This is a genomic window from Salmonella sp. 32070601201500089SM (genome assembly GCF_017573605.1).
GTDB lineage: Bacteria > Pseudomonadota > Gammaproteobacteria > Enterobacterales > Enterobacteriaceae > Salmonella > Salmonella enterica.
The window spans coordinates 160,278-182,275 of sequence record NZ_JAGETK010000007.1; the positions used below are offsets into that span (position 1 = coordinate 160,278).

A 21,998-nucleotide genomic window follows, 5' to 3' on the forward strand; every position below is an offset into this window, starting at 1 on the left:
GGCCTGATAAGCAAAGCGCCATCAGGCGTTCATGCAGCGTTAATGCCGGATGTCGACGCAAATGCGTCTTATCCGGCCTACAGTATGCTGCCAACAGGCTGCTAGCATATACGAGGTAATGGTTCGGCGTGTGGCAAATCAAGGGTTCGCTTCACGCCATAGAGTCCGGCTAAGCGAACGCCTTTGCGTTCCACGACTTCGCCAATCAGCGCTGCATCACGTCCCAGCGGATGCGCGCGTAATGCCGCCAACGCCCGATCTGCGGCCTGCCGTTCAACGGCAATCACCAGTTTTCCTTCGTTGGCAAAGTTCAGGGCATCCAGCCCCAACAGCTCGCAGACGCCGCGCACGGCAGGTTTGAGCGGCAGTGCGGATTCGGACAATTCAATACCGTAACCGCAGGACGTTGCAAACTCATGGGCGACCGCATTCACGCCGCCGCGCGTGGCGTCACGCAATGCCTTCACTCCGTCAATATGACGCAGCGTCTGAATAAGCGGCGTTAATACTGCGCAGTCGCTCGCCAGCTCGCCATCCAGTCCCAGTTGCTCACGCAGGTTGAGGATAGTGGCACCGTGATCGCCAAGCGTACCGCTGACTAACAGCACATCGCCAACGCTCAGCGTTTGCGCGCCCCAGCGAATATCGGCGGGAATCGCCCCCATGCCGGCAGTGTTGATAAATAATTTATCCGCCGCGCCGCGCTGCACAACTTTGGTGTCGCCGGTTACAATGGCGATATCCGCTTCCCGCGCGGTCGCCGCCATGCTATTGACCACGCTTTTTAACGTCTCCATCGGCAGCCCTTCTTCAAGGATAAAGCCGCAGGAGAGATAGCGGGGGATCGCGCCGCTCACCGCAACGTCGTTCGCCGTACCGCAAATCGCCAGTTTGCCGATATTGCCGCCGGGGAAAAAGAGCGGATCGATCACATAGCTATCGGTAGAAAACGCCAGACGGTCGCCCTCCGCCGTCAGCTGCGCCAGCTCCAGACGCGCCTGATCTTCTTGTTCCGCCAGCCACGGGTTGGCAAAGGCCTCCATAAACAGGCTATTAATCAACTGTTGCATAGCCTGGCCGCCGCTGCCGTGGGCGAGTTGTATATTGTTCAAACTTCACACTCCTGCTGACGATACTGATACCAGGCGGCGCATGCGCCTTCGGAAGAGACCATCAGCGCGCCGAACGCGGTCTCTGGATTACATGTTTTACCAAATAGCGGGCACTGATGCGGCTTGCATCTGCCGGTCAGCACTTCGCCGCAGCGGGCGCGCGGATCGTCATAGACCTGCTGCGGCGCTGGGCGGAAATGCGCTTCGGCGTCAAAGCGCTGATACTCCGGCGTCAGGTGGACGCCGGAGGATTCAATCACGCCCAGACCGCGCCACTCGCTATCGCCATTAACGCAGAACACATCGGCAATGGCCTGCTGCGCCAGCATGTTTCCGGCATCCGGCACCACGCGACGGTATTGATTTTCAACCTGGCTTAGGGCCGCTATTTTCTGCTCAACCAGCATGACCACGCCTTGCAGTAGATCAAGCGGTTCGAATCCAGCCACCACCAGCGGGCGATGAAAATCGGCGGCGATAAACTGGTACGCCTCGGTGCCGATGACCATGCTGACGTGGCCTGGCGCAAGAAAGGCGTCAATGCCGTTGTCCGGCTGCTCCAGTAGGCTACGCAGCGTCGGGATCAGCGTAATGTGCTGGCAGAAAAAGTAGAAGTTTCGCACGTCACGCTGTTTTGCCTGCTGTAGCGTGATGGCGGTAGTCGGCATGGTGGTTTCAAAGCCCAGCCCGAAAAATACCACTTTGCGGGTCGGGTTATCCTGCGCCAGTTTCAGCGCGTCCATCGGAGAATAAACAATACGGACATCCGCGCCGCGCGCTTTAGCCTGCAACAGCGAACCCTGTTTCCCCGGCACGCGCATGGCATCGCCAAAGGTGCAGAAAATCACCTCCGGATGGCTGGCGATTTCCACGCAACTGTCGATGCGTCCCATCGGCAGCACGCAGACCGGACAACCGGGGCCGTGAATAAACTCCACGTTTTCGGGCAGTAACTGATCGAGACCAAATTTAAAAATCGCGTGGGTATGACCCCCGCAGACTTCCATAATGCGCAACGGACGTTCGGCAGTGTAAGGAAGAAGGGCGGCGCGTTCACGCAGGTGTTCAATGAGCTGCATTACCTGTTCCGGCGCACGGTACTCGTCAACAAAACGCATTATCTCCCCTCACCATACAGCAGTGCGCCGACGTCCGGCTCAACATCAAACATATTTTGTAGCGCGTCGAGCGTGTCGCGCGCTTCCGCTTCGTTAATGACGCTCATGGCGAATCCGACATGAACCAGCACCCACTGACCCAGACGCGGCTGACCGTTTTCATCACAACTGCCGACTAATGTGAGATCGACGTCGCGCTGAATGCCGCAGACGTCAACTTTTGCCTGATTGCCGTCAATGGCGCGGATTTGACCCGGAACGCCTATGCACATCGCTGCGCCTCCAGCCAGGCCAGCCACTGATCCATGCCTTCGCCGCTGGTGGCGGAAATCAGGATAATTTCAATCTCCGGGTTCACTTCACGCGCGCTGGCGATGCACTTCTCAACGTCAAAATTGAGGTAGGGCAGCAGATCGACTTTATTGAGCAGCATGAGCGACGCAGCGGCAAACATATGGGGATACTTCAGCGGCTTATCTTCACCTTCGGTCACGGAAAGCACTGCGACTTTATGCTTTTCGCCCAGATCGAAGCTGGCCGGGCAGACGAGATTACCGACGTTTTCGATAAACAGAATACCGTGGTCATCCAGCGGCAGGCGCGGCGCGGCGTCGGCGATCATTTGCGCGTCAAGATGGCAGCCTTTACCGGTGTTGACCTGAATGGCGGGCGTGCCGGTAGCGCGGATGCGGGCGGCGTCGTTCACTGTCTGCTGGTCGCCTTCAATCACCGCGCACGGTACACGGTCTTTCAATTTCATTAGCGTTTCAGTCAGCAGGGTGGTTTTACCGGACCCGGGGCTGGACACCAGGTTGAGCACCAGTTGCTGGCGGGCGGCGAAACGGGCGCGGTTGCGCTCAGCCAGACGATTATTTTTGTCCAGCACGTCGATTTCAACCTCCAGCATCCGCCGCTGACTCATACCAGGCGCGTGGGTTCCGGCTTCGCCGTGGCCGTAATGCAGATCGCCTTCTGCGGTCTGACTTGGGGCAAAGTCAGGCGTTTTAATGCCGGTAATATTCAGCGCCGGGCGAGCCGCTGGGGCAAAGGGCGCGCTACGAAACGCTGAGTGCGGATTATGTTCATCGCCTTCTATATAAAGGTTGCCTTCAGCGCAACCGCAAGTCGTACACATCGCTTACTCCTGATCTTTTTCTTGTTACAGGCTTTCTGCCGGATGGCGACGCGAGCGTCTATCCGGCATTAATCTTCAGTTTCATCAATCTCTATGCGCCGAATTTGTAAGCCGTCATCGGCCACAATTCGCAGCGTATCGCTATGACATTGCGGACAACGACGTACACGGTGGGTTAACAACGTGACATATTGTTGACAATGCTCACACCAGCATTCGGCTTCCTGTTCTTCGAGGTGCAGTTTACAACCTTCTGCTATCGTGCCGCGGCATACCAGATCAAAACAAAAGGAAAGAGCGCTGGTTTCCACGCAAGAAAATGCGCCAATTTTGATCCAGACGGCTGTCACACGTTTTGCACCGTATGCTGAAGCCTGTTGTTCAATCAATTCCAGTGCCCGTTGGCAGAGGGTGATTTCGTGCATATCGCCTCCCGTAGTGGTTGCCCCTGTAAAGCAATATTTATGCCAATATTTTTATCCCCTGGCAGGTTAATGTCGACGATGACGAAATGACATGTCGTCACCGCGTCGAAACGGCAGTGACTGTGCTCGTCTGCCATTAAAAACAATAAGTTAAAAATTGGCATGGAAAATGCTTAACGCAGGCATCTCTGTTAAACGGGTAACCTGACATGACTATTTGGGAAATAAGCGAAAAGGCCGATTACATCGCGCAACGGCATCGTCGCCTACAGGACCAGTGGCATATTTACTGCAACTCGCTGGTTCAGGGGATCACCCTCTCGAAAGCGCGCCTGCATCACGCAATGAGCTGCGCGCCGGAAAGGGATCTTTGCTTTGTCCTGTTTGAGCACTTTCGTATTTACGTCGCGTTGGCGGATGGTTTTAACAGCCACACCATTGAGTACTACGTTGAAACCAAAGATGGCGAAGATAAACAATTGATTGCACAGGCGCAGCTCGATATCGACGGCAAGGTTGATGAACGGGTTAACAACCGCGATCGCGAGCAGGTGCTGGAGCACTATCTGGAAAAAATCGCCAGCGTTTACGACAGCCTCTATACCGCTGTAGAAACCAACTCGCCGGTTAATTTGCGTCAATTGGTAAAGGGACACAGCCCGGCGGTATAAGCCTGAGGCGTTGCCCGCTTTGATTCGCGATGTGGCGTTGCGCCATGTCATGAATGTTTTGGGGATGGGCGTGTCGATAAGTGTCGAAAATGACATTTCAACGGCATGTTTTCGTCAAAAATGACAATCACCTGAGGAATGCCTGGTGAATCGTTTTGTAATTGCTGACTCCACTCTCTGTATCGGCTGCCACACCTGTGAGGCCGCCTGTTCAGAGACGCATCGCCAGCATGGCCTGCAGTCAATGCCGCGCCTGAAAGTGATGCTGAATGAAAAAGAATCTGCGCCGCAGCTTTGTCACCACTGTGAAGATGCGCCATGCGCCACGGTATGCCCGGTTAACGCGATTAATCGCGTTGACGGCGCTGTCCAGCTTAATGAAAGCCTGTGCGTGAGCTGCAAACTGTGTGGTATTGCCTGTCCGTTTGGCGCTATTGAGTTTTCCGGCAGCCGTCCGCTGCATATTCCGGCGAACGCCAATACGCCGAAAGCGCCGCCCGCGCCGCCAGCGCCTGCGCGCGTCAGTACGTTGCTCGACTGGGTGCCGGGCGTACGCGCTATCGCGGTGAAATGCGACCTGTGCAGCTTTGACGAGCAAGGCCCGGCCTGTGTGCGGATGTGCCCGACTAAAGCGCTACACCTGGTGGATAACACGGATATCGCCCGCGCCAGCAAACGTAAACGTGAGCTGACGTTTAATACCGATTTTGGCGATCTCTCCTTGTTTCAGCAGGCTCAGAGTGGGGATGCATAATGAGTTCACTTTCACTGATTACTAGCGGCGTCGCGTGGTTTGCCGCCGCCGCCGTTCTGGCGTTTCTGTTTTCGTTTCATAAAGCGCTGAGCGGCTGGATTGCCGGTATCGGCGGCGCGGTCGGCAGCCTGTATACGGCTGGCGCGGGGTTCATCGCACTGACCAGCGCCGTTACGGTGAGCGGCGTGATGCCGTTTACCGGCCACATGCTGCAAATTACGCCGCTGAATGCTATCTGGCTGATTACACTGGGGCTGTGCGGTCTGTTCGTCAGCCTGTTCAATATCGACTGGCATCGCCATCCACAGGTAAAAGCCAACGGACTGTTGATCAACCTGCTGATGGCGGCAGCCGTCTGCGCTGTGGTCGCCAGTAACCTGGGGACGATGGTGGTGATGGCGGAAATCATGGCGCTCTGCGCCGTGTTCCTTACCGGCGGTAGCAAAGAGGGCAAACTGTGGTTTGCGCTGGGCCGTCTCGGTACGCTGCTGCTGGCAATCGCCTGCTGGCTGGTGTGGCAGCGCTACGGCACGCTGGATCTGGGGCTGCTGGATCAACGCGCTCAGCAACTGCCGCTGGGCTCCGATATCTGGCTGCTCGGTGTTATCGGCTTTGGTCTGCTGGCCGGGATTATCCCGCTACACGGTTGGGTGCCGCAGGCGCACGCCAACGCCAGCGCTCCCGCCGCCGCGCTGTTCTCGACCGTGGTGATGAAAATCGGGCTGCTGGGCATTCTCACGCTATCTCTGCTTGGCGGCAATGCGCCGCTGTGGTGGGGCGTGGCGCTGTTGGTGCTTGGGATGATCACCGCCTTTGTCGGTGGTTTGTACGCGCTGATGGAGCATAACATTCAGCGCCTGCTGGCCTATCACACGCTGGAAAATATCGGCATCATTTTGCTCGGTCTGGGCGCAGGCGTTACCGGGATTGCTCTCAATCAGCCGGTACTGATCGCGCTGGGTCTGACCGGCGGGCTCTATCACCTGCTGAACCATAGCCTGTTCAAAAGCGTGCTGTTTCTGGGCGCGGGCAGCATCTGGTTCCGTACCGGTCATCGCGATATCGAAAAACTGGGCGGTATTGGTAAACGGATGCCGGTTATTTCTATCGCCATGCTGGTCGGTCTGATGGCGATGGCTGCGTTGCCGCCGCTGAACGGCTTTGCCGGCGAGTGGGTGATTTACCAGTCCTTCTTCAAACTGGGCAACAGCGGCGCGTTTGTTGGTCGTCTGTTAGGACCGCTGCTGGCGGTTGGCCTGGCGATTACCGGCGCGTTGGCGGTGATGTGTATGGCGAAAGTTTACGGCGTGACGTTCCTTGGCGCGCCGCGCACGAAGGAAGCTGAAAACGCCAGCTGCGCGCCGATCCTGATGGGCGTCAGCGTGGTTGCGCTGGCTATCTGCTGCGTGATTGGTGGGGTTGCCGCGCCGTGGCTACTGCCGATGATTTCCACTGCGGTACCGTTGCTGCTGGAAACCGCGCACACCACCGTATCGCAGCCGATGATCACGCTGCTGTTGGTCGCCTGTCCGCTACTGCCGTTCATCATTATGGCGATATTCAAAGGCAACCGTCTGCCGTCGCGTTCTCGCGGCGCGGCCTGGGTGTGCGGCTACGACCATGAGCAGTCGATGGTGATTACCGCGCACGGTTTCGCCATGCCGGTGAAAGAGGCCTTTGCCCCGGTACTCAAATTGCGTAAATGGCTGAACCCGGTATCGCTGGTGCCGGGCTGGCAGAACGCGGCGGCCGCGGTGCTGTTCCGTCGTCTGGCGCTGATTGAGCTGGCGGTGCTGGTGGTGATTGTGGTTTCACGAGGAGCCTGAAAATGAGTGTGTTTTATCCGTTAATTCAGGCGCTGGTGCTATTTGCCGTTGCGCCATTGCTGTCCGGTATTACTCGCGTGGCGCGCGCCCGTCTACACAATCGCCGTGGGCCGGGCGTGTTGCAGGAGTACCGCGACATTATCAAACTGCTCGGTCGTCAGAGTATTGCGCCTGCGGATTCCAGCTGGGTTTTTCGCCTGACGCCGTTTGTGATGGTCGGCGTGATGCTGACTATCGCCACCGCGCTGCCGGTTGTCACCGTTGGATCTCCGTTGCCGCAACTGGGTGATTTAATCACCCTGATTTACCTGTTCGCCATCGCGCGCTTCTTCTTCTCTATTGCAGGCCTGGATACCGGCAGCCCGTTCACCGCGATCGGCGCCAGCCGTGAAGCGATGCTCGGCGTGCTGGTGGAGCCGATTCTGCTGCTGGGTCTGTGGGTCGCCGCGCAGGTGGCGGGTTCAACTCATATCAGCAATATCGCCGATACCATTTATCACTGGCCTGTCGCGCGTAGTATTCCGCTGATTCTGGCGCTGTGCGCCTGCGCCTTCGCCACCTTTATCGAAATGGGCAAGCTGCCGTTCGACCTGGCGGAAGCGGAGCAGGAGTTGCAGGAAGGGCCGTTGACCGAATACAGCGGTAGCGGCTTTGCGGTGCTGAAATGGGGCATCAGCCTTAAGCAACTGGTGGTGCTGCAAATGTTCGTCGGCGTGTTTTTGCCGTGGGGACAGATGGAAACCTTCAGCGCAGGCGGACTGTTGCTGGCGCTGGTGATTGCCGTCGTCAAGCTGATTGTCGGCGTACTGGTGATCGCCCTGTTTGAAAACAGCATGGCGCGACTGCGTTTTTGCGCCACTTCACGCGTGACCTGGGCCGGTTTTGGGTTTGCGTTTTTAGCCTTCGTCTCCTTGCTGGCGGCGTGATTTAAGAGAGTTTGAGCATGTCTGAAGAAAAATTAGGTCAACAATACCTTGCGGCGCTGCACCAGGCGTTTCCGGGCGTCGTGCTGGACGAAGCCTGGCAGACCAAAGATCAGCTGACTATTACGGTAAAAGTGAACTATCTGCCGGAAGTGGTGGAGTTTCTTTACTACCAGCAGGGTGGGTGGTTGTCGGTGCTGTTCGGTAATGACGAACGCCAGTTGTGCGGCCACTATGCCGTTTATTACGTGCTGTCGATGGAGCAGGGCACGAAGTGCTGGATTACCGTTCGCGTTGAAGTGGATGCCAATAAGCTGGAATTCCCATCCGTTACGCCGCGCGTGCCGGCTGCCGTGTGGGGTGAGCGCGAAGTACGCGACATGTACGGTTTAATCCCGGTCGGTCTGCCGGACGAGCGCCGTCTGGTGCTGCCGGACGACTGGCCGGATGAACTCTATCCGCTGCGTAAAGACAGTATGGATTATCGTCAGCGCCCGGCGCCGACCACCGATGCGGAAACCTACGAGTTCATTAACGAGCTGGGTGACAAGAAAAATAACGTGGTGCCGATTGGCCCGCTGCATGTCACCTCCGATGAACCGGGCCACTTCCGTCTGTTCGTCGATGGCGAAAACATTATCGACGCCGACTACCGCCTGTTCTACGTCCACCGTGGTATGGAAAAACTGGCGGAAACCCGCATGGGTTATAACGAAGTCACCTTCCTGTCGGATCGCGTGTGTGGTATCTGCGGCTTCGCGCACAGCACTGCCTACACCACTTCCGTGGAAAACGCGATGGGCATTCAGGTGCCGGAGCGTGCGCAGATGATCCGCGCCATTCTGCTGGAAGTGGAGCGTCTGCACTCGCACCTGCTGAACCTAGGCCTCGCCTGCCACTTTACCGGTTTTGACTCCGGCTTTATGCAGTTCTTCCGCGTGCGTGAAACCTCCATGAAAATGGCAGAGATCCTTACCGGCGCGCGCAAAACTTACGGACTGAACCTGATCGGCGGGATTCGCCGCGATCTGCTCAAAGAGGACATGATCCAGACCCGTCAACTGGCGCAGCAGATGCGTCGTGACGTGCAGGAGCTGGTGGACATGCTGCTGAGCACGCCGAATATGGAACAGCGTACCGTGGGTATCGGCCGTCTGGACCCGGAAATTGCCCGCGACTTCAGTAATGTCGGCCCGATGGTGCGTGCCAGCGGTCACGCCCGCGACACCCGCGCCGACCACCCGTTTGTCGGCTACGGTCTGCTGCCGATGGAAGTACATAGCGAGCAGGGTTGTGACGTGATTTCTCGTCTGAAAGTCCGTATCAACGAAGTCTACACCTCGCTGAATATGATCGATTTCGGTCTGGATAATCTGCCGGGCGGCCCGCTGATGGTGGAAGGCTTTACCTATATTCCGCACCGTTTTGCGCTCGGCTTCGCTGAAGCGCCGCGTGGTGACGATATCCACTGGAGCATGACTGGCGACAACCAGAAGCTGTACCGCTGGCGCTGCCGTGCGGCGACCTACGCCAACTGGCCAACGCTGCGCTATATGCTGCGCGGCAACACCGTTTCTGATGCGCCGCTGATCATCGGCAGCCTCGACCCGTGCTACTCCTGTACCGACCGGATGACCGTGGTCGATGTGCGTAAGAAGAAGAGCAAAGTCGTGCCGTACAAAGAACTTGAGCGCTACAGCATTGAGCGTAAAAACTCGCCGCTGAAATAAGGAATCGCCATGTTTACCTTTATCAAAAAAGTTATCAAAACCGGCACGGCGACCTCGTCTTATCCGCTGGAGCCGATTGCGGTTGATAAAAACTTCCGCGGCAAGCCGGAACATAATCCGCAGCAGTGCATCGGTTGCGCCGCCTGCGTTAATGCCTGCCCGTCGAACGCGCTGACGGTGGAAACCGATCTTGCGACCAATGAGCTGGCGTGGCAGTTCAATCTTGGCCGCTGCATTTTCTGCGGTCGCTGCGAAGAGGTTTGCCCGACGGCGGCGATCAAGCTGTCGCAAGAGTACGAACTGGCAGTGTGGAAGAAAGAAGATTTCCTGCAACAGTCCCGCTTCGCGCTGTGCAACTGTCGCGTGTGTAATCGTCCTTTCGCGGTACAGAAAGAGATCGACTACGCCATTGCGCTGCTTGCGCACAACGGCGACAGCCGCGCGGAAAACCACCGCGAAAGCTTTGAGACCTGCCCGGACTGTAAGCGTCAGAAATGCCTGGTGCCGTCCGATCGTATTGAACTGACTCGCCATATGAAAGAGGTCAGCTAATGAGCAATTTATTAGGCCCGCGTGACGCCAACGGCATTCCGGTACCGATGACGGTGGATGAATCCATCGCCAGCATGAAGGCGTCTTTACTGAAAAATATTAAGCGTTCGGCATACGTTTACCGCGTGGACTGCGGCGGCTGTAACGGCTGTGAAATCGAAATCTTTGCGACGCTTTCGCCGTTGTTTGATGCCGAGCGTTTCGGCATCAAAGTAGTACCGTCGCCGCGTCATGCCGATATTCTGCTGTTTACCGGCGCGGTGACCCGCGCCATGCGCTCTCCGGCGCTGCGCGCCTGGCAGTCGGCACCGGACCCGAAAATCTGTATCTCTTACGGCGCCTGCGGCAACAGCGGCGGCATCTTCCATGATCTGTACTGCGTCTGGGGCGGTACCGACAAAATCGTCCCGGTGGATGTGTATATTCCAGGCTGCCCGCCAACGCCTGCGGCGACGCTGTATGGCTTTGCGATGGCGCTTGGCCTGCTGGAGCAGAAAATCCACGCCCGCGCGCCGGGTGAGCTGGACGATCAGCCCGCAGAGATCCTGCATCCGGATATGGTGCAGCCGCTGCGCGTGAAGGTGGATCGCGCGGCGCGCCGGCTGGCGGGTTATCGCTATGGTCGTCAGATCGCCGATGATTACCTGACACAGTTGGGGCAGGGCGAGCAGCAAGTGGCGCGTTGGCTGGAAGCGGAAAACGATCCGCGTTTAACCGAAATTGTCACCCATCTCAATCATGTTGTTGAAGAGGCGCGTATCCGATGAGCGAACAGGTGGTGTTCAGTCAACTGAGCCGTAAGTTTATTGATGAGAACGATGCGACGCCTGCCGAGGCGCAGCAGGTTGTCTATTACAGCCTGGCGATTGGTCACCACTTGGGGGTTATCGATTGTCTGGAGGCCGCGCTCACCTGCCCATGGGATGAGTATCTGGCGTGGATCGCCACCTTGGAAGCCGGTAGCGATGCCCGGCGTAAAATGGAAGGCGTGCCGAAGTATGGCGAGATCGTTATCGATTTCAACCATGTGCAAATGCTGGCGCGCGCGTTTGATGAGGCGCGCGCCGCGCAGACCCCGCAGCAGCAAGAATGGAGCAAACTGATGCTCAGTATGCTGCATGACATTCATCAGGAAAGCGCCATCTACCTGATGGTGAGGAGGCTTCGTGACTGACGTTTTACTCTGTGTCGGCAACAGCATGATGGGCGACGACGGCGCAGGCCCATTACTGGCGGAAATGTGCGCGGCGCAGCCGAAGGGGAATTGGGTGGTGATTGATGGCGGCAGCGCGCCGGAAAACGACATTGTGGCGATTCGCGAACTGCGCCCGCAGCGTCTGTTGATTGTCGACGCCACCGACATGGGACTTAATCCGGGCGAGATCCGCATTATCGATCCGGATGATATCGCCGAAATGTTTATGATGACCACCCACAATATGCCGCTCAACTACCTTATCGATCAGCTGAAAGAGGATGTCGGCGAGGTGATTTTTGTTGGTATCCAGCCGGATATCGTCGGGTTTTATTATCCGATGACTCAACCGATTAAGGACGCGGTAAACATCGTCTATCAGCGCCTGGAAGGCTGGCTGGGAAACGGCGGATTTGCCGCGCTGGAAGCGCCGGAGGCGTAAAATGCGCACATATTTAGGGAGAATTTGTGTTACACGGCAAAGGTTGTAAGAAGGACGTGAAGATTATCGTATGGAGCGGACTGCTATTTCTCTGCCTCGCCGCGCGCGCACTGGCCACCGGTTTTGTCGGTTACCTGCCGATGAGCGACGGTGAATATGCGCAAAAGCGTGCGCTGAAGCCGCTGTTGACCCTGCCTTATTCTGTATCGCCCGACCAGACCTGGCATTTTCGCCAGGTCGGAGTCAGTGGCGTGACGCTACTGCCGGAGCCGAAAAAAGATAACGAATGGCGGATTAGCGGAAAAGACAGAGCCGGTAATTCGTGGGTTGTCCCGGTGGGAAGGCTGATTAATTTGGCGGGTAATGCGCAATTTTATCGCGCTGACCTCGATCGTAACGGCATTCAGGACCTGGTTATCTGGTTGGGCAATCCTGGGTTGGGCCTGGCGCCGAGCGCGCAATACATCATTTTCACCTTTCTCAAGAATGGCCGCCCCTGCGTCTTTGAACCGTGGGGGTTTTATACCGCCACCGATACTGGCGTCGATGATTTGCTTGATTTACAGGGCAATGGTCGCACGCAACTGTTGGATATGCAGTTTGACTCAGGCTACTGGATAACCAATTTATATCAGGTGAAGGACGCCCGCTGGCAGCGCGTACACGGCTGGTTTGGCCGGTTGAGTTATCCGGCGCTGACCCGTTTTAATCACTATCCTGGCCGTAAATTAATTATCAAACCTATTGCCGGAAGGAATCCGCAAACGGACGATCTTTCCCTTACGCAGCGCTGTTTAATACGCGGTAACGTATTGCCAGGCGTTAATCAGGATTGATGCCAGTTGCGGTGCAGAGTTGGCTAGCTATCACTGCAAATCTTGACCACCACTGGCGACATTACGTGTCATCGACACTTGTGACGATGACACGTAAATGCTCACGAAAATAGAAATAATATTCTTAAATAACAATGAAATAAAAATTGGCACGATTCGTGTATATATCGGCACATCATCTGTTATTGCTGGAGAATTTGATGAACCGTTTCATCATTGCAGACGCGAGTAAGTGCATTGGTTGCCGTACCTGTGAAGTGGCTTGCGTCGTATCCCATCAGGAAAATCAGGATTGCGCATCGCTGACCCCTGAAACCTTTTTACCTCGTATCCATGTCATCAAAGGCGTGAATGTTTCCACGGCAACGCTGTGTCGCCAGTGTGAAGACGCGCCGTGCGCCAACGTTTGCCCGAATGGCGCCATCAGCCGTGACAAAGGCTTTGTTCATGTGATGCAGGAGCGCTGCATTGGCTGTAAAACTTGCGTAGTGGCATGTCCTTACGGTGCCATGGAAGTGGTGGTACGTCCGGTGGTTCGCAATAGCGGCGCGGGGCTGAACGTGCGTGCCGAAAAAGCCGAAGCCAACAAGTGCGATCTGTGTCACCACCGTGAAGCCGGTCCGGCCTGTATGGCCGCTTGCCCAACGCACGCCCTCATCTGCGTTGACCGCAATAAGCTTGAACAGTTGAGCGCGGAAAAACGCCGTCGTGCGGCGCTGGATTCAACGGCATCGCTGCTTTTCTGATTTCTGCGATTGCGCGTAGAATACGCCACAAAGCATTGCCGGATGGCGGCATCAATGCCTTATCCGGTCTACGGTCCGTGCGGTTGTAGGCCTGATAAGCGTCGCGCCATCAGGCATCCGGGTTCGATGATGGCGGGAAAATAAGATGGCGATAGACACACCTTCCGGCGTACAGCTACGCATTCGGGGCAAAGTACAGGGCGTCGGTTTTCGTCCTTTTGTCTGGCAGCTGGCGCAGCAGTTGCGATTACACGGCGACGTGTGTAATGACGGCGACGGCGTCGTCGTTCGGCTGCTGGAAGAACCGTCGCAATTTATTGCCGCGCTCTATCAGGATTGCCCGCCGCTGGCGCGCATTGACAGCGTTGAACACGCGTCGTTGGTATGGGAGCGCGCGCCGACGGATTTCGCTATTCGTCAGAGCGCAGGCGGTTCGATGAACACGCAAATCGTGCCGGATGCGGCGACCTGCCCGGCATGTCTTGCCGAGATGAATACCCCAGGCGAGCGGCGCTACCGTTATCCTTTCATCAATTGCACCCACTGTGGACCACGCTTCACCATTATTCGTGCTATGCCCTATGACCGGCCATTTACGGTGATGGCGGCGTTTCCCTTGTGTCCGGAATGCGACAGCGAATACCGCGATCCGTACGATCGCCGTTTTCATGCCCAGCCCGTTGCCTGTCCGTCATGCGGGCCGCATCTTGAGTGGCGGAGCCAACATGAACGAGCGGAAAAAGAGGCGGCTTTGCAGGCGGCGGTCGCCCAACTGAACGCCGGAGGCATTATTGCCGTTAAAGGGCTGGGTGGTTTTCATCTGGCCTGCGATGCGCGCAACGATAACGCAGTGGCGATGCTGCGGGCGCGTAAACATCGCCCGGCGAAACCATTGGCGGTGATGTTGCCCACGGCGCAAACGCTGCCGAGCGCGGCGCGTTCGCTGCTGACCACGCCAGCGGCCCCGATTGTGCTGGTGGATAAGCAGTATGTACCTTCGCTGAGTGAGGGCATCGCGCCAGGACTTACGGAGGTGGGTGTGATGCTGCCAGCCAACCCATTGCAACACCTCTTGTTGCAGGAGCTCAATTACCCGCTGGTGATGACATCCGGCAACCTGAGCGGCAAACCGCCCGCCATCACCAACGAACAGGCGCTGGACGATTTACACGATATTGCCGATGGTTTTCTGTTGCACAATCGCGACATTGTACAGCGCATGGACGACTCTGTCGTGCGCGACAGCGGCGAAATGCTGCGTCGTTCGCGGGGATACGTGCCGGACGCGATTGCGTTGCCGCCCGGATTTCGCGATGTGCCGCCGATACTTTGTCTGGGCGCGGATCTGAAAAACACGTTCTGTCTGGTACGCGGCGAACAGGCAGTTGTCAGCCAGCATTTAGGCGATCTCAGCGATGACGGTATCCAGGCGCAGTGGCGCGAGGCATTGCGTTTGATCCAGTCAATCTACGATTTTATCCCAGAGCGTATCGTCTGTGATGCGCATCCGGGCTATGTTTCCAGTCAGTGGGCCAGTGAGATGCGTCTACCGACAGAGACGGTGTTACACCATCATGCCCATGCGGCGGCTTGCCTGGCCGAGCATGGTTGGCCGCTGGACGGTGGAGAGGTGATTGCCCTGACGGTAGACGGTATCGGCATGGGTGAGAATGGCGCGCTATGGGGCGGAGAATGTTTGCGGGTCAATTATCGCGAGTGCGAACATTTAGGCGGTTTACCCGCCGTGGCGCTGCCGGGAGGCGATCTGGCTGCCAAACATCCGTGGCGTAATCTGTTGGCGCAGTGCCTGCGCTTTGTGCCGGACTGGCAGGATTATCCGGAGACAGCGGGGCTGCAACAGCAAAACTGGAATGTCCTGGCGCGCGCCATTGAGCGCGGCGTCAATGCCCCATTGGCGTCTTCCTGCGGGCGGTTGTTTGACGCGGTGGCTGCCGCGCTTCGCTGCGCGCCAGCATCGCTTAGCTATGAGGGCGAGGCCGCCTGCGCGCTGGAGGCGCTGGCCTCTCAATGCGCTAACGTTGAGCATCCGGTAACGATGCCGCTTAACGGCGCTCAACTGGACGTCGCTGTTTTCTGGCGGCAATGGTTGAACTGGCAGGCCACGCCCGCGCAACGCGCCTGGGCTTTTCATGATGCGCTGGCGTGCGGGTTTGCCACGCTAATGCGCCAGCAGGCTACGGCGCGGGGGATAACCACTCTGGTCTTCAGCGGCGGGGTGATACACAACCGCTTACTTCGCGCGCGTCTTGCCTTTTATCTTTCTGATTTTAAATTGTTATTTCCGCAGCGGTTACCAGCGGGCGACGGCGGGCTGTCGTTTGGACAGGGCGTGATTGCCGCAGCGCGAGCGTTAAGTGAAGTGTAGGGCGCCGGATGGCGGCTGCGCCTTATCCGGCCTGTAAACAGATGCTCACTCGTAGGCCGGATAAGACGCGAAGCGGCGCCATCCGGCATCACAGGCTTATACCGACAACGTTTTTAGCAGTGCAAAGGCCTCTTTCATGCGGTCTTCACTCACCACAAAGGCGCGTAGTTGGCCTTCTCCACTCATGCCTTTGGCAATCATACCGTCAGATTCTGCGGTAATATGCCAGCTCAAATCGCGGCGCTGAGTTTCTCCCGCCAGATGCAGCGGCAGTTCCGGCGTTTTGACTTTGACCAGCATCGCCGGTAGCTTCAGCGGCGCGTTGCCGCCAAGCAGATTTTTCGCCAGGTACATCGCGCTTAACTGGATTGGTTGCAGGAAGGGCAGCACCTGACCGTTGATCTCCGCGCAGTCGCCGATCGCATAAATATCCGGGTGACTGGTCTGTAGATAGCTATCCACGCAGACGCCGCGGTTGACGACTACCCCGGCGCGGCGCGCCAGAGCGGTTTCCGGGCGTAAGCCGGTGGCGGCAATCACCGCATCGACCTCAATACTATGCTGGCTTACCAGCGTAGCGCGGATACCGGCTTCGGTTTTCTCCAGTTTTTGCAACTGCGATTTCAGCAGCAGATGCACCCCCATATCGGTCAGGTGATGCTGTAAGCGACTGCTCACTTCCGGTGGCATCAGTGAGGCGAGAAGGCTGGCGGCGTTATCCATCAGCGTTACCGTTTTCCCGGCGCGGCAGAAATCCATCGCTAATTCACTGCCAATGAGACCGCCGCCGACAATCAGCACTCGCTGCGCGTCGCGCAGTTGTGTCTCACAGGCGCGGTACTCCTGCTGGCTATTCAAAGTAAGCATTAACTCACGTCCTGCAATCGGCGGCACAAAGGCTGCCGCCCCGGTCGCCAGTACCAGCTTGTCGTACTGCCACTGCTTATCCTGACTTTTCACCACATGGGCATCGGCATCAATGTCAGCAACCCAGGTATGCGGGAACAGTCGCAGATTAAACTGTTCAGCAAATTCCCCCGCTAACTGACGGGTGAGATCATCGGCGCGCTGCGACTGGCTGATAACGTGGCTGAGATCGGGCTTGTTGTACTCATCCATGCTGTCCGCCGCAATCAGGGTTAACGGCACATGCGCATCTTGTTTACGGATATTTTTGACGAGCTGGCGGGCGGCGAAGCCCGACCCAATAATGATGATTCCCCGACTCATTTTGCCTCCGTCGCCAGTACGTCGAACACGTCTTTACCTAATGAACATTCCGGGCACAGGAAGTTATCCGGCACGTCGTTCCACGGCGTACCCGGCGCGACATCCTGCAACGGCTCGCCCAGCGCAGGGTCGTAAATCCACTGGCATACGCTGCATTGCATTTTAGGGCCGAGGTCTGCGGCGGCGCAGGTTGTGATTTCTTCGGCTGGCGCGATTTGCTGTGTGGTTTCCGGCAGCGGAGCAAGCGCCCACTGACGGGCGATGTCGCGACCATGCTGACGGCACAACTCCAGCGCATCCAGATCCGGACGCCATTTCGCTTTCAGACTCAGGGACATTTCAAAACCGGCATCCTGTAAGCGCGTGGACAGTCGATCCACCGCGCCGCCGCTCCAGCCATGAGAACCGAAGGCGCTGGCGCGTTTGTTGCGAAAGCGCAGGCCGGTCATCTCTTCCACCAGACCAGCGATTTTCGGCATCATCACGTTGTTCATGGTAGAAGTGCCGACCAGCACGCCTTTCGAACGGAAGACGTTGGTCAATATTTCATTTTTATCGCTGCGGGCGACGTTAAAGATTTTGACCGCCACGTTGGGGTCCACTTCGTTGATACCCTGCGCGATGGCATCCGCCATCATGCGAGTATTGTTCGACATGGTATCGTAGAAAATAGTGATACGATCTTCCTGATAATCTGCCGCCCATTTCAGATACAGTTCCACGATTTGCGTTGGGTTGTCGCGCCATACCACGCCGTGTGAGGTGGCAATCATATCCACCGGCAGGTTGAAGCCGAGGATTTCGGTAATTTTTGGCGTTACCAGACGGCTGAACGGCGTCAGGATATTGGCGTAGTAGCGCTGGCATTGTTCAAACAGTTCGGTTTGGTCCACTTCATCATTGAACAGGCGCTCGTCGCAATAGTGCTGACCAAAGGCGTCGTTGCTGAATAACACCGCGTCGCCGGTCATATAGGTCATCATGCTGTCCGGCCAGTGCAGCATCGGCGTTTCCACGAAGATCAACTGCTTGCCGTTGCCGACATCCAGCGTATCGCCGGTTTTCACCACCTTAAAATTCCATTCCGGGTGATGGTGATGGCCGTTGATAGAATCAATGGCGTTGGCGGTACAGTAGATAGGCGCGTCCGGGATCTGCGCCATCAGTTCGGTCAGCGCGCCTGCATGGTCTTCTTCGGCATGGTTAATGATGATGTAGTCGATATCCGCGAGGTCGATTTCACTGCGCAGGTTTTGCACAAACTCACGGCTAAACTTATGATCGACGGTATCGATCAGCACATTCTTTTCTTCACGAATGAGATAGCTGTTATAGCTGCTGCCGCGCAGCGTTTTGTATTCGGTTCCGTGAAAATCACGAACTTCCCAGTCGCGCTGGCCGACCCAATGAATATTATTTTTAACCAGAATAGACATAACCACCTCAATTCATTCAACGTTTACAAAAAGTTGTTTTGCTTATTGCAGCTAGTATGCCAACTTTTCATCTTATTGATTTGTATTAAGTTATATTGGTTTTTTATTTTTGGTGTAGTCAAAAAGACTATAAATGATGCTGTCAATATGACACTATAGGTTGTCAAAATGACAATGAGGTAACCATGAGTTTTTCCGTGGAGGTATTGGCGGGCATCGCCATTGAGTTACAACGCGGCATTGGGCATCAGGATCGTTTTCAGCGGCTGATTACTACGCTGCGTCAGGTGCTGGCGTGCGACGCCTCGGCGCTGTTGCGTTATGAATCACGACAATTTATTCCACTGGCGATTGATGGCCTGGCGCAGGACGTCCTCGGCAGACGTTTTACCCTGGAAGGGCATCCGCGCCTGGAAGCCATCGCCCGCGCGGGGGACGTGGTGCGTTTTCCGGCTGATAGCGATTTACCCGATCCGTATGACGGGTTAATTCCCGGACAGGAAAGCCTGAAAGTCCACGCCTGTGTTGGTCTGCCGCTGTTTGCCGGACAGAACCTCATCGGTGCGCTGACCCTTGATGCTATGACGCCGGAGCAGTTCGAGGTATTTAGCGATGAAGAGCTACGGCTTGTCGCCGCGCTGGCCGCTGGGGCATTGAGTAATGCGCTGTTAATTGAACAACTGGAAAGCCAGAACATGCTGCCGGGGTCGTCAGGCGTGTTTGAACCGATAAAAGAGACGCACATGATCGGTCTGTCGCCGGCGATGACGCAGTTGAAAAAAGAGATCGAGATTGTGGCGGGCTCCGATCTTAACGTGCTGATCGGCGGTGAAACGGGGACCGGTAAAGAGCTGGTGGCGAAAGCTATTCACCAGGGCTCCCCCAGAGCGGTCAATCCGCTGGTCTATCTCAACTGCGCCGCGCTGCCGGAAAGCGTGGCGGAGAGCGAGTTGTTTGGCCATGTAAAAGGCGCATTTACCGGCGCCATCAGCCACCGTAGCGGAAAGTTCGAAATGGCCGACAACGGTACGCTGTTTCTGGATGAGATTGGCGAACTGTCGCTGGCGCTACAGGCCAAGCTACTTCGCGTGTTGCAGTATGGCGATATTCAGCGCGTCGGCGACGATCGTAGCCTGCGCGTGGATGTGCGGGTGTTGGCGGCGACCAACCGTGACCTGCGTGAAGAGGTGCTGGCGGGGCGTTTTCGCGCCGATCTGTTCCATCGCCTGAGCGTTTTCCCGCTCTTTGTGCCGCCGCTGCGCGAGCGCGGCGATGATGTGGTGCTGCTGGCGGGCTATTTTTGCGAGCAGTACCGACTGCGGCTGGGGCTGTCCCGCGTGGTGCTGAGTCCCGGCGCGCGCCGCCATTTGCTCAACTATGGCTGGCCGGGCAACGTCCGGGAGCTGGAACATGCCATTCACCGTGCGGTTGTACTGGCGAGAGCGACCCGGGCAGGGGATGAGGTGGTACTGGAGGAGCAGCATTTTGCCTTGTCAGAGGACGTTTTACCCGCGCCGTCTGCGGAAAGCTTTCTGGCGCTGCCGGCCTGCCGCAATTTGCGCGAATCGACGGAGAACTTCCAGCGAGAGATGATTCGCCAGGCGCTGGCGCAAAATAATCACAACTGGGCGGCCAGTGCGCGGGCGCTGGAAACCGACGTCGCCAACCTGCATCGGCTGGCGAAGCGTCTGGGACTGAAGGATTAGATAATCCCCGCCTGGTAGAAATCCTGCAGGTTAATGGCGCCGGTGAGTTTGCCGTTTTCATCGACCACTGGCGCGGCGGTAATTTTGCGTTTCATCAGGAGCTCTTTGGCGTCAATGGCGCGGCTTTGCGCCTGGAGCGTAATACCGTTGGGCGTCATGGCTTCGCTTACTGGCGTGGTGAGCGCGCCGCCGCCTACCAGCCAGCGACGCAGGTCGCCGTCGGTAAAGACGCCTTTCACAACATGTTGCTCATCGCAAACCGCCACCAGCCCCAGCCCGGTACGGCTAAGTTCCAGCATGGCATCCATCACGCTGGTGGCGAGCATCACCTGCGGTATTGCATCGCCCTGGCGCATCAGGTGATGCACATTATTGAGCAAACGCGCGCCCAGTGCGCCAGCCGGATGCGAACGGGCGAAATCTTCTTCGTTAAAACCGCGCGCCTGCATGACCGCCATCGCCAGCGCATCGCCCATCATCAGCGTATTGACGGTACTGGATGTCGGCGCCAGATGCATCGGACAGGCTTCACGCTCGACGGAAATATCCAGAACGGCTTTTGCCGCTCGCCCCAGCGGAGAGTGAGGTTTACCGGTCATCGCCAGCAGCGCGACGGATTTATCTTCCAGACGCGGGATGATGAGGTCGAGTTCTTTTGCGCCGCCGGAATAGGAGATAAATAACATCACGTCGCGGCTTTCAATCATCCCCAGATCGCCATGCAGTGCTTCCGCCGGATGAACAAAAAAAGCGGGAGTACCGGTACTGGCAAGCGTCGCGGCGATTTTTTTACCAATATGACCTGACTTGCCAATGCCGGAAACGATCACTTTGCCTTCACAGTGAATAATGATATTGGCGGCGCGGACAAAATCATCGCCCAGACGCTCCGGCAGACGGCTGGCTTCCTGTAGCTCCAGCATTAAGGTCTGACGGCCCGCGTTTAGTAGTGCATCACTCATTGCTTTCTCCGGTTATGATTACTTCAATCCCTTTTGCTTCCAGCGCCTGACGAAATGCCGGATCGATCCCCGCGTCCGTGATCAGTTTGTCGACGGTTTCCAGACTGCACACCACATTGGGGCTTTTACGACCAAATTTTGAGGAGTCCGCCATCAGAATCACCTCGCGTGCTGCATTGCACATTGCGTTACTGACGGTGTAAACCTCATTGAACGTGGTCACACCGACGTTCAGGTCAATACCGTCAGTTCCCATGAAAAGTTTATCAAAGCTGAATTGCTCAAAGGCGTTTTCCGCCAGTTGACCGTGAAACGACGCCGATTTTTTACGGAAGGTGCCGCCGGGCATCAGGATAGTTTGTTCGTTGTCCAGTTCCGATAGCGCGTTGACAATATGGAGGCTGTTGGTCATCACCGTGATGTTGCTAAAACGCGAAAGCAACGGCACCATCTGTAACACGGTACTTCCGGCGTCCAGAATAATGGAATCGCCATCATGGATATATTTCACAGCGGCTGCGGCTATCAGCGCTTTTTTGTGGGTGTTGATAAGCGTTTTGTGATCAATAGGCGGATCGGACTCTTCTTTATTCAACACCACGCCGCCATAGGTGCGGATGACGGTTCCGGCATTTTCCAGAATGACCAGATCTTTACGGATAGTGGTGCCTGTCGTGTCAAAGTACTGGGCCAGTTCTTCAACCGAGCATTTTCCCTGTTTTTGCAGGTGCTCCAGAATCGCGGCCTGACGCTGACGAGGTTTCATAGGCGTGATTACCCTGACTTATGTATTTACCCGTCATACTTCACGCT

The 21,998-nt window shown here is 56.7% G+C and carries 22 protein-coding genes; 13 read left to right on the forward strand and 9 right to left on the reverse strand.

Annotated features, from left to right (window positions below; translation table 11 throughout):
* Positions 1-101: 101 nt before the first annotated feature.
* From hypE to hypA, 5 genes are all read right to left on the reverse strand, one after another.
* Positions 102-1,112, reverse strand: coding sequence for a hydrogenase expression/formation protein HypE (gene hypE / locus J4728_RS13480; protein ID WP_001059954.1), 1,011 nt, complete (start codon positions 1,110-1,112; stop codon positions 102-104).
* Positions 1,109-2,230: a hydrogenase formation protein HypD gene (gene hypD, locus J4728_RS13485; protein ID WP_001212958.1), complete on the reverse strand. Its 1,122-nt coding sequence runs from the start codon at positions 2,228-2,230 to the stop codon at positions 1,109-1,111. Before hypD ends, hypE begins: the two co-directional genes overlap by 4 nt.
* Complete coding sequence (gene hypC, locus J4728_RS13490; protein ID WP_109254235.1) at positions 2,230-2,502, reverse strand: hydrogenase 3 maturation protein HypC; 273 nt, start codon at positions 2,500-2,502, stop codon at positions 2,230-2,232. The genes hypD and hypC overlap by 1 nt, the downstream gene beginning before the upstream one ends.
* Positions 2,493-3,365, reverse strand: a complete 873-nt coding sequence (gene hypB, locus J4728_RS13495) for a hydrogenase nickel incorporation protein HypB (RefSeq protein WP_000337636.1) — start codon at positions 3,363-3,365, stop codon at positions 2,493-2,495. Before hypB ends, hypC begins: the two co-directional genes overlap by 10 nt.
* 68 nt (positions 3,366-3,433) lie before the next feature.
* Entirely contained in the window at positions 3,434-3,790 is a 357-nt protein-coding gene (hypA, locus tag J4728_RS13500) for a hydrogenase maturation nickel metallochaperone HypA (protein WP_000544461.1), read from the reverse strand.
* Positions 3,791-3,999: 209 nt separating this feature from the next.
* On the opposite strand from hypA, the gene hycA reads away from it, so the two are divergent.
* The 12 genes from hycA (at position 4,000) to hypF (ending at position 15,851) form a co-directional block, all read left to right on the forward strand.
* The gene (hycA, locus tag J4728_RS13505; RefSeq protein WP_000158074.1) at positions 4,000-4,461 is read left to right on the forward strand and encodes a formate hydrogenlyase regulator HycA; all 462 of its coding nucleotides are present in this window, start codon (positions 4,000-4,002) and stop codon (positions 4,459-4,461) included.
* Between the two features lie 145 nt (positions 4,462-4,606).
* A complete protein-coding gene (gene hycB / locus J4728_RS13510) occupies positions 4,607-5,215 on the forward strand; it encodes a formate hydrogenlyase subunit HycB (protein ID WP_001079162.1) in 609 nt (202 codons plus the stop codon).
* Positions 5,215-7,041 (forward strand): formate hydrogenlyase subunit 3, encoded by a 1,827-nt coding sequence (hycC, locus tag J4728_RS13515; protein ID WP_208211887.1) that lies wholly within the window; start codon positions 5,215-5,217, stop codon positions 7,039-7,041. The genes hycB and hycC overlap by 1 nt, the downstream gene beginning before the upstream one ends.
* Positions 7,042-7,043: 2 nt before the next feature.
* Entirely contained in the window at positions 7,044-7,967 is a 924-nt protein-coding gene (locus J4728_RS13520) for a respiratory chain complex I subunit 1 family protein (RefSeq protein WP_000110570.1), read from the forward strand.
* Positions 7,968-7,984: 17 nt separating this feature from the next.
* On the forward strand, positions 7,985-9,694 hold the full coding sequence (gene hycE, locus J4728_RS13525) for a formate hydrogenlyase subunit HycE (protein WP_001288155.1): 1,710 nt from the start codon (positions 7,985-7,987) through the stop codon (positions 9,692-9,694).
* A gap of 9 nt (positions 9,695-9,703) precedes the next feature.
* Positions 9,704-10,246, forward strand: a complete 543-nt coding sequence (gene hycF / locus J4728_RS13530) for a formate hydrogenlyase subunit HycF (RefSeq protein WP_000493767.1) — start codon at positions 9,704-9,706, stop codon at positions 10,244-10,246.
* Positions 10,246-11,013, forward strand: a complete 768-nt coding sequence (hycG, locus tag J4728_RS13535) for a formate hydrogenlyase subunit HycG (RefSeq protein WP_000067419.1) — start codon at positions 10,246-10,248, stop codon at positions 11,011-11,013. Before hycF ends, hycG begins: the two co-directional genes overlap by 1 nt.
* Entirely contained in the window at positions 11,010-11,420 is a 411-nt protein-coding gene (locus tag J4728_RS13540) for a formate hydrogenlyase maturation HycH family protein (protein ID WP_000003725.1), read from the forward strand. Before hycG ends, J4728_RS13540 begins: the two co-directional genes overlap by 4 nt.
* Positions 11,413-11,883, forward strand: coding sequence for a hydrogenase maturation peptidase HycI (gene hycI / locus J4728_RS13545; protein WP_023203976.1), 471 nt, complete (start codon positions 11,413-11,415; stop codon positions 11,881-11,883). Before J4728_RS13540 ends, hycI begins: the two co-directional genes overlap by 8 nt.
* 26 nt (positions 11,884-11,909) lie before the next feature.
* Positions 11,910-12,719 (forward strand): hypothetical protein, encoded by an 810-nt coding sequence (locus tag J4728_RS13550; RefSeq protein ID WP_080194054.1) that lies wholly within the window; start codon positions 11,910-11,912, stop codon positions 12,717-12,719.
* A 200-nt stretch (positions 12,720-12,919) separates the two neighbouring features.
* Entirely contained in the window at positions 12,920-13,465 is a 546-nt protein-coding gene (hydN, locus tag J4728_RS13555; protein ID WP_001078791.1) for an electron transport protein HydN, read from the forward strand.
* Between the two features lie 145 nt (positions 13,466-13,610).
* Positions 13,611-15,851, forward strand: coding sequence for a carbamoyltransferase HypF (gene hypF / locus J4728_RS13560; RefSeq protein WP_208211889.1), 2,241 nt, complete (start codon positions 13,611-13,613; stop codon positions 15,849-15,851).
* Between the two features lie 96 nt (positions 15,852-15,947).
* On the opposite strand, the gene norW is transcribed toward hypF, so the two are convergent.
* Both norW and norV read right to left on the reverse strand, forming a co-directional pair.
* Positions 15,948-17,081: an NADH:flavorubredoxin reductase NorW gene (norW, locus tag J4728_RS13565; protein WP_023193282.1), complete on the reverse strand. Its 1,134-nt coding sequence runs from the start codon at positions 17,079-17,081 to the stop codon at positions 15,948-15,950.
* The gene (gene norV, locus J4728_RS13570) at positions 17,078-18,517 is read right to left on the reverse strand and encodes an anaerobic nitric oxide reductase flavorubredoxin (protein ID WP_208211891.1); all 1,440 of its coding nucleotides are present in this window, start codon (positions 18,515-18,517) and stop codon (positions 17,078-17,080) included. Before norV ends, norW begins: the two co-directional genes overlap by 4 nt.
* 185 nt (positions 18,518-18,702) lie before the next feature.
* Between norV and norR the strand changes: the two genes are divergently transcribed.
* Positions 18,703-20,223, forward strand: coding sequence for a nitric oxide reductase transcriptional regulator NorR (norR, locus tag J4728_RS13575; protein ID WP_208211893.1), 1,521 nt, complete (start codon positions 18,703-18,705; stop codon positions 20,221-20,223).
* Here norR and gutQ read toward each other — a convergent pair.
* On the reverse strand, positions 20,220-21,185 hold the full coding sequence (gene gutQ, locus J4728_RS13580) for an arabinose-5-phosphate isomerase GutQ (RefSeq protein ID WP_001278206.1): 966 nt from the start codon (positions 21,183-21,185) through the stop codon (positions 20,220-20,222). The two genes, norR and gutQ, sit on opposite strands and share 4 nt — an antisense overlap.
* Positions 21,178-21,951: a glucitol operon DNA-binding transcriptional repressor SrlR gene (srlR, locus tag J4728_RS13585; protein ID WP_000804536.1), complete on the reverse strand. Its 774-nt coding sequence runs from the start codon at positions 21,949-21,951 to the stop codon at positions 21,178-21,180. The genes gutQ and srlR overlap by 8 nt, the downstream gene beginning before the upstream one ends.
* Between the last annotated feature and the right edge of the window lie 47 nt (positions 21,952-21,998).

Bases quoted from the DNA above. Each gene is read 5' to 3' on its own strand.
- J4728_RS13520 (WP_000110570.1), top strand. From the start codon at position 7,044: ATGAGTGTGTTTTATCCGTTAATTCAGGCGCTGGTGCTATTTGCCGTT.
- hycG (WP_000067419.1), top strand. From the start codon at position 10,246: ATGAGCAATTTATTAGGCCCGCGTGACGCCAACGGCATTCCGGTACCG.
- hypA (WP_000544461.1), bottom strand. From the start codon at position 3,790: ATGCACGAAATCACCCTCTGCCAACGGGCACTGGAATTGATTGAACAA.
- hypC (WP_109254235.1), bottom strand. From the start codon at position 2,502: ATGTGCATAGGCGTTCCGGGTCAAATCCGCGCCATTGACGGCAATCAG.
- norV (WP_208211891.1), bottom strand. From the start codon at position 18,517: ATGTCTATTCTGGTTAAAAATAATATTCATTGGGTCGGCCAGCGCGAC.
- hypB (WP_000337636.1), bottom strand. From the start codon at position 3,365: ATGTGTACGACTTGCGGTTGCGCTGAAGGCAACCTTTATATAGAAGGC.
- norW (WP_023193282.1), bottom strand. From the start codon at position 17,081: ATGAGTCGGGGAATCATCATTATTGGGTCGGGCTTCGCCGCCCGCCAG.
- norR (WP_208211893.1), top strand. From the start codon at position 18,703: ATGAGTTTTTCCGTGGAGGTATTGGCGGGCATCGCCATTGAGTTACAA.
- hycC (WP_208211887.1), top strand. From the start codon at position 5,215: ATGAGTTCACTTTCACTGATTACTAGCGGCGTCGCGTGGTTTGCCGCC.
- hypD (WP_001212958.1), bottom strand. From the start codon at position 2,230: ATGCGTTTTGTTGACGAGTACCGTGCGCCGGAACAGGTAATGCAGCTC.
- hypF (WP_208211889.1), top strand. From the start codon at position 13,611: ATGGCGATAGACACACCTTCCGGCGTACAGCTACGCATTCGGGGCAAA.
- hycF (WP_000493767.1), top strand. From the start codon at position 9,704: ATGTTTACCTTTATCAAAAAAGTTATCAAAACCGGCACGGCGACCTCG.
- hycA (WP_000158074.1), top strand. From the start codon at position 4,000: ATGACTATTTGGGAAATAAGCGAAAAGGCCGATTACATCGCGCAACGG.
- srlR (WP_000804536.1), bottom strand. From the start codon at position 21,951: ATGAAACCTCGTCAGCGTCAGGCCGCGATTCTGGAGCACCTGCAAAAA.
- hydN (WP_001078791.1), top strand. From the start codon at position 12,920: ATGAACCGTTTCATCATTGCAGACGCGAGTAAGTGCATTGGTTGCCGT.
- hycE (WP_001288155.1), top strand. From the start codon at position 7,985: ATGTCTGAAGAAAAATTAGGTCAACAATACCTTGCGGCGCTGCACCAG.
- J4728_RS13540 (WP_000003725.1), top strand. From the start codon at position 11,010: ATGAGCGAACAGGTGGTGTTCAGTCAACTGAGCCGTAAGTTTATTGAT.
- gutQ (WP_001278206.1), bottom strand. From the start codon at position 21,185: ATGAGTGATGCACTACTAAACGCGGGCCGTCAGACCTTAATGCTGGAG.